This window comes from Desulfurobacterium sp. (genome assembly GCF_027028515.1).
In the GTDB taxonomy this organism is placed as follows: Bacteria; Aquificota; Aquificia; order Desulfurobacteriales; family Desulfurobacteriaceae; genus Desulfurobacterium_A.
This window is the reverse complement of sequence record NZ_JALVIW010000104.1, coordinates 42,616-49,169: the sequence shown is the minus strand read 5'-3', so window position 1 is coordinate 49,169 and position 6,554 is coordinate 42,616. Positions and strand designations below refer to the sequence as shown.

The 6,554-nt window shown below is 40.7% G+C and carries 7 protein-coding genes; 2 read left to right on the top strand and 5 right to left on the bottom strand.

Going from position 1 to position 6,554, the window contains the following annotated elements:
- From MV676_RS08755 to MV676_RS08735, 5 genes are all read right to left on the bottom strand, one after another.
- The coding region (locus tag MV676_RS08755; protein WP_297446880.1) for an ABC transporter permease at positions 1-678 on the bottom strand (678 nt) is incomplete at its 3' end.
- 35 nt (positions 679-713) lie between these two features.
- Positions 714-1,376 (bottom strand): dihydrofolate reductase family protein, encoded by a 663-nt coding sequence (locus tag MV676_RS08750; RefSeq protein WP_022846963.1) that lies wholly within the window; start codon positions 1,374-1,376, stop codon positions 714-716.
- Between the two features lie 3 nt (positions 1,377-1,379).
- Entirely contained in the window at positions 1,380-2,003 is a 624-nt protein-coding gene (locus tag MV676_RS08745) for a CDP-alcohol phosphatidyltransferase family protein (protein WP_297446878.1), read from the bottom strand.
- A 16-nt stretch (positions 2,004-2,019) separates the two neighbouring features.
- Entirely contained in the window at positions 2,020-3,354 is a 1,335-nt protein-coding gene (locus tag MV676_RS08740) for a UDP-glucose/GDP-mannose dehydrogenase family protein (protein ID WP_297446875.1), read from the bottom strand.
- Positions 3,339-4,262 (bottom strand): Ppx/GppA phosphatase family protein, encoded by a 924-nt coding sequence (locus tag MV676_RS08735; RefSeq protein WP_297446872.1) that lies wholly within the window; start codon positions 4,260-4,262, stop codon positions 3,339-3,341. Before MV676_RS08735 ends, MV676_RS08740 begins: the two co-directional genes overlap by 16 nt.
- 64 nt (positions 4,263-4,326) lie before the next feature.
- Between MV676_RS08735 and MV676_RS08730 the strand changes: the two genes are divergently transcribed.
- Both MV676_RS08730 and metG read left to right on the top strand, forming a co-directional pair.
- Positions 4,327-4,926: a riboflavin synthase gene (locus MV676_RS08730; protein ID WP_297446869.1), complete on the top strand. Its 600-nt coding sequence runs from the start codon at positions 4,327-4,329 to the stop codon at positions 4,924-4,926.
- A gap of 36 nt (positions 4,927-4,962) precedes the next feature.
- A complete protein-coding gene (metG, locus tag MV676_RS08725) occupies positions 4,963-6,534 on the top strand; it encodes a methionine--tRNA ligase (protein ID WP_297446867.1) in 1,572 nt (523 codons plus the stop codon).
- The last annotated feature ends 20 nt before the right edge of the window (positions 6,535-6,554 follow it).

Here is a 6,554-nt window from a genome sequence, read left to right as displayed (position 1 = left end):
CTTCGCAACGGCAAGTTTAACATAATCTTTCTCAAGTTCATCAATCACGGTTCCCCTCACTAAACGAACAAGACCCGAAATATTGCCGACAACCATTGCCGTAAGGGGAATCACCATATGCTTCAATCTATCAAGTATCTTTCCTGCTAAACTGAGCTTATCGTAATTTTGAGAAACAACACCGCCAATAGGAAGAAGCCCTGTCTTAGCAGCGAAAAACATTAGAAGAAACGCAACAAAGAAACTTGGAATTGAGAGTCCTACAAGAGAAATCGAAGTTATAATTCTGTCCAAAATTTTGTTCCTGTAAAAAGCAGCAATTATTCCAAGGGGTACAGCAAGCATCCAGGTAACAAAAAAGGCCGTAACTGTAAGAGACAGGGTGTTACCAATTCTACCGGCAATGAGAGAAATAACAGGTCTGTGGTACGCAAAAGAGTACCCAAGGTTAAAGTGAATGGCGTTCCACAGCCAGAAGAAGTACTGTTTAATAACAGGCTGATCAAGACCGTAGCTTTTTCTAAGAGCCTCAATAGTCTCTTTTGAAATGGAAGGATTCATCTTCAAAGAGGTTAAAAAATCACCAGGGGCAAGTTTAATAATGAGAAAAGAAACAAAAGTCATTCCAAGGATAAGAGGTATCAGGTGAAGAAGCCTCTTTAAAATGTATTTAACCATCCTTAAACCTTAAGAAGGGGCAGAAGCCCCGAAAGTTACTTTCTAACGTATTCTGTTACTACCTGATTGCCACACTGAAAGACTCTCTTAATTTCATACTTTTTAACAAGCTCAAGCTTTTTAAAACCTTCACCGGAAACAAGGGAAGGAACGTTATCACCGCCTACAACAACAGGAAGGTGAATAAGCCTTATCTCATCAACAAGATCATTTTTAATAAGTTCCCAGTTAACCTTTGAACCACCTTCAACCATCAACTTTTTAATACCGTGTCTGTAAAGTTCTGGCAGAAGTGCCACAAAATCAACTTTATCTTTTCCTGCAACTATCACATCAGCACCTTTAGCCTTAATAGCCTCTACCCTATCTTTAGGTGCCCTCTCACTTACAGCAATGATTGTAGGTGCCTTCTCAACGTTTAAAACGTTTGAATCAAGCGGGATATCAGCAGTTGAAGCGGGAATAATCCTCGTGGGATTCTCACCTTCCACATACCTTACCGTAAGGTTTGGATTGTCTATTCTAACGGTATTGGAACCAACCATAATACCATCACATTCTGCTCTTATCTCGTGAAGGTATCTATTTGCCTCTTCGTCCATCAACTTCATTATCTCTTTACTTGAAACGCCCTCATCAAGGGTTAACTTTCCATCAATAGTAACTTCAGAAACTATCATAACGTAAGGTCTTTCCATAATTTACTCCTCGTACTCTCTTCCGTAGTGTTTGTAAAGGTAAAGAATCCTCTGTATAAGTGACATAAAGCTCATAACACCAATAAACTCAATCCCGTACTTTAAAACAGCGTGGTTAAACGGATAAAGGATGGAAGCGATAAAGAGTGTTATAAACGTTTCCGGTCTCCCAAAAAATCCTGTGCTCTCAAGGGGATCTTTTATCTTCCCTGTCTCCCTCACCTGATACCCGATCTCCGAATAAACAACAGGTTTAATAAACGTGTGGAGCATTGATACAACAACCACAAACAGGGCTATCCAGTTGCCTGCGTACTTTAAAGCAACGCTGCCAAGTACAAATCCATCAACCCACTTATCTGCAATCCAGTCAAAAACGGCACCAAACTTTGTTGCCTTCCTGTTGTTAACGGCAACGTAACCGTCACACAGGTCAAGAATACCTGAACAGAAAAGCAGAAAAGCACCAATAACAGGATGGCCCTTATAATAGACAAAAGCGGCTATCGTTCCCAATATCAGCGCTGCAAGCGTAATAACATTGGGATGAACATTTGCCTTCGCAAAGGCATACCCAAACGGCGAGTACAGTTTCTTCAACACATCTCTTTTGCTTGTTATATTCATTATTTACTGCCTCTTTTTACGGTTTTCCTACACCTTCATACTTTTCTGTGTATCTTCTTACTATGGAAGGTTCCCATAGGTTCCTTCCATCAATTATAACCTTATTCCTGAACCTTTCAAAATCAACGTCTTTAAACTCTAACCACTCTGTTACAAGCAACAGAGCATCAGCACCATCAAGTGCTTCATATTTATCCTCTACAAATATAAGCTTTTCAGGATATTTTTGTAGTTCCTCTTTAAAAACTTTTTTAGCGTTTTCGATAGCAACAGGGTCGTAAGCCTTAACTGTGGCACCTTCTGACAGAATCTTTCTGATAATTGGAATTGATGGCGCTTCCCTCATATCGTCGGTGTCCGGCTTAAAGGCAAGCCCCCAAACTGCAACAGTTAAAGCTGAAAGAGAAGGATAGTACTTTTTAAGCTTCTCTACAGGTATTAGCTTCTGTCTCTCATTTACATCAAGAGTAGCCTCAAGAAGTTCAGGTTCAACATCAAGTTGCTTGGCAGTATAAACAAGAGCCTTAACATCTTTTGGAAAACAACTGCCGCCAAAACCACAACCGGCATTTAAAAAGTGTGGACTAATTCTGTGGTCAAGTCCCATACCCCTTGCAACAACAGTAACGTCAGCCCCGGCTCTTTCACAAATGTTGGCTATCTCATTGATAAAAGATATCTTCGTAGCTAAAAATGAGTTTGAAGCGTACTTAATCATTTCAGCAGTCGGAAGGTCTGTAATAATCATTGCAGGCTGAAGCTTTTCATAAAGAGATGCCACCATGCCGGCGTAATCTCTGTTATCGGCACCAACAACGACCCTGTCAGGTTTCATAAAGTCTTCCACTGCTTTGCCTTCCCTCAAAAACTCAGGGTTGGAAACAACCTCAAACCGTTTTTCAGGCTCTTCTATTCCCTTTTCCCTTAAAAGGTCTGCTATAAACTTTTTAGCCCACCTTCCAGTACCTACGGGAACGGTTGACTTATTAACGATAATCTTAAAATCATCTTGCTCTATTTGCTCAACTATGCTTCTGTAGGCGCTTTCAACGTACGAAAGATCTGCCGAACCATCCTCCCGTGACGGTGTGCCAACTGCAATAAATATGAAATCTGAATTTTTAACAGCATAAGCATAATCGGTTGTAAACTCAATATTTCCATTGTCTATTGCCTGCCTCAAAATTTTATCAAGACCCGGTTCGTATATGGGAACTTCCCCCTTTTTTAGCCTCTCTATCTTATACGGGTCAATATCAAGTCCTATCACTTTATGTCCTAAGTAGGCAAAACACGCACCGGATACAAGACCGACATAACCAGTTCCAATTACCGCTATCCTTTTTGACATCTTTTAGCCTCCTTTAAAGCTAATCCGTATAAAAGCCCAAGTTCACTAACGGTTATTTTCTTTACCCCAAACACTCTGCAGAAAACTTTAAAAAACGCAAGACCGGGAACTATAACATCTGCCCTTCCTTCTTCCAGACCGACAATTTTCTTTCTTTCCTCAACAGAAACAGAAGAAACCCTTTCATACCACTTATCTATAAGCTCACAGGTTACAGGATAACCGTGAACCTTTTCTGGATCGTAAACAGTCATGGCCTCTTCCATTGCAACAACAGAAGTAATCGTACCACCAACGCCAAAAACCTCAAAGGGAAACTCTATGCCAGCCCTTTTCTTAAAACCTTTCAGCTGCTCTTCAATAAATACTTCAAGGGACAGGAGCTCTTCTTTAGCAGGCGGGGCACTCTTTATAAACTTTTCAAGAAGAACGACAACGCCAAACTTTAAACTCTCATAGTAGATAAGCTCTTCACCTTTCCCATAAGCTATTTCTGTACTCCCACCGCCAAGATCAACTGTAATAGCCGGAACGGAAGGCTTAAAGTACGAAACATTGGCTATATAAACAAGCTCCGCTTCTTCTCTGTCTGAAAGAATTTCAATATCAATACCTAAAGCTTTTACCTGCTTTAAAAACTCATCTGCATTTTTAGCAAGACGGGCAGCTTCCGTTGTAACGGCAACAACCTTTTCAACGCTGAATTCTTCTATTTTTCGCTTAAACTCTTTAAGGGCAGCAACCGTTCTCTCCATGCTCTCTTTGCTTATATAGCCGGTCTGTTTAACTCCCTGTCCCAACCTTGTGACCTTTCCTGTTTTATAGAGGGTCTCAACGGTGCCGTCTTTCACTTCTGCAATAAGAATGCGCGTTGAGTTCGTTCCTATGTCTATTGTGGCTATTCTCAATCTTATCCCCGCAAACGATATAATTTAAAGGTGTCTTGCAATTTTACCACGAGGAGAAAGAAAAATGTTTACAGGAATAGTTGAAGAGATTGGAAAAATAAAAGAGGTCAAGCGCTCAGGTAAGGATGCAATACTAACGGTAAAGTGCTCAAAAGTAATTGAGGAAACAAAAGAGGGAGACAGCATAGCGGTAAACGGTATCTGTCTTACCGTAACGGAAATAAAAAACAACGAGCTCTCTTTTGATGTCTCTTTCGAAACGATAAATAAAACATCTTTTAAATACCTGAAAGCCGGCGATCCTGTAAACCTTGAAAGGGCGGTGAAAGTGAACGACCGACTCGGAGGACATATACTTCAGGGACACGTTGATACCGTAAGTAAAGTCTTATCCGTAAAAAAGGTAGAAAGAAGTTATCTGTTCACGTTCAAGCTTCCACCGGAATTTAAGCATCTTGTTGTCAAAAAAGGCTCAATAGGCATTGACGGCATCAGTCTTACAATTGCAGACCTTTATCCTGACAGCTTTTCCGTTGCCGTCATTCCAACAACCTTCAGTGAAACGACTCTCCAGTTTAAACGGCCGGGAACAGTTGTAAACCTTGAATTTGACATTATAGGAAAGTATGTGAAAAGGATAATAGAAAGCAGGATAAAATTGTAAAATAGTATGGCTAAAATTTGACGTGAGGAGTCCAGAATGAAAGAAAAGTTTTATGTAACAACCCCTATTTATTATGTTAACGACGTTCCACACCTGGGACACGCATATACCACAACAGCTGCAGACATAATCGCAAGATTTGAAAGATTCTGCGGAAAAGACGTCTTTTTCCTCACAGGCACAGACGAACACGGGTTAAAGATTCAGAAAGCTGCTGAAAAGAAAGGATTATCACCAAAAGAGTTTGTTGATTCTCTCGTTCCAAGATTTAAAGAACTCTGGGAAAAACTAAACATTTCCTACAACAGATTTATCAGAACAACCGACGAAGATCACATAAAAGCCGTTCAGCACATATTCATGAAGTGCTACGAAAACGGTGACATTTATCTTGGCGAATACGAAGGATGGTACTGTGTTCCGTGTGAAACTTACTACACGGAAAAAGATCTCCTTGAAGGTAACCTCTGTCCTATGTGTAAAAGACCGGTTGAAAAGGTAAAAGAGGAATCCTATTTCTTCCGTCTATCAAAATATGAAGACAAACTGCTTAAACTTTATGAAGAAAATCCCGATTTTATCAAGCCGGACTTTAGAAGAAACGAGATAATAAACTTCGTAAAGCAGGGATTAAAGGACCTTTCTATAAGCAGAACCAGCTTCACGTGGGGCATTCCCGTGCCTGTAAATGAAAAGCATGTTATATATGTCTGGTTCGATGCCCTCACGAACTACCTGACGGCCGTCGGCTACCCTGATAACATGGAAAGGGTTAACCGCTACTGGCCGGCAGACCTTCACCTTGTCGGAAAGGACATCCTGAGATTCCACACCGTCTATTGGCCCGCATTTCTCATGTCAGCAGGTCTTGACGTTCCAAAAGAGGTCTTTGCTCACGGATGGTGGACTGTTGAAGGCGAAAAGATGAGTAAATCAAAGGGAAATGTTGTTAACCCTTACGAATTGGTTGAAAAGTTCGGTGTTGATCAGGTGAGATTCTTCATGTTCAGAGAGGTAACATTCGGATTAGACGGAGACTTTTCATACTCAAAGCTCGTTGCAAGAATAAACGGAGAGCTGGCAAATGACCTTGGCAACCTTTTCAACAGAACATTATCTATGATTATAAAATACAGAAACGGCATTATTCCAGAACCTTCAGGAAATGAAGATGACCTCGACACAAAAATTGGAAAAAAGGCAGTTGCAACAGTTGAAAAACTGAAGGAATTTATACCTAAAGGCGAACTCACAAAAGCTTTAGACGAGATATGGCAGTTTATAAACTTTGTTAACTTATATATAGACAGAAGAGCACCCTGGAGTCTCAACAAAGAGGGCAAAGAAGAACTTGACAGAGTCCTCTACAACATGGCTGAAGCTTTAAGGTTCATAACCGCTTTTGTATATCCCTATATGCCTTCATCAGCTGAAAAGATGGCAACCATGCTAAACCTCGGCAAGAAAGCTTCCGAATTATCTGTTGAAGAATTCACAAAGTGGGGAGGATTGGAAGCTGGAAAAGAGATTGGAAAGCCTGAAATACTCTTCCCACGAATAGAATACGCAGACGGCGAAGTTAAATTGGCAAAAACCAAAAAAGGTTAAGCTGAAGGGCGGCACTGCCG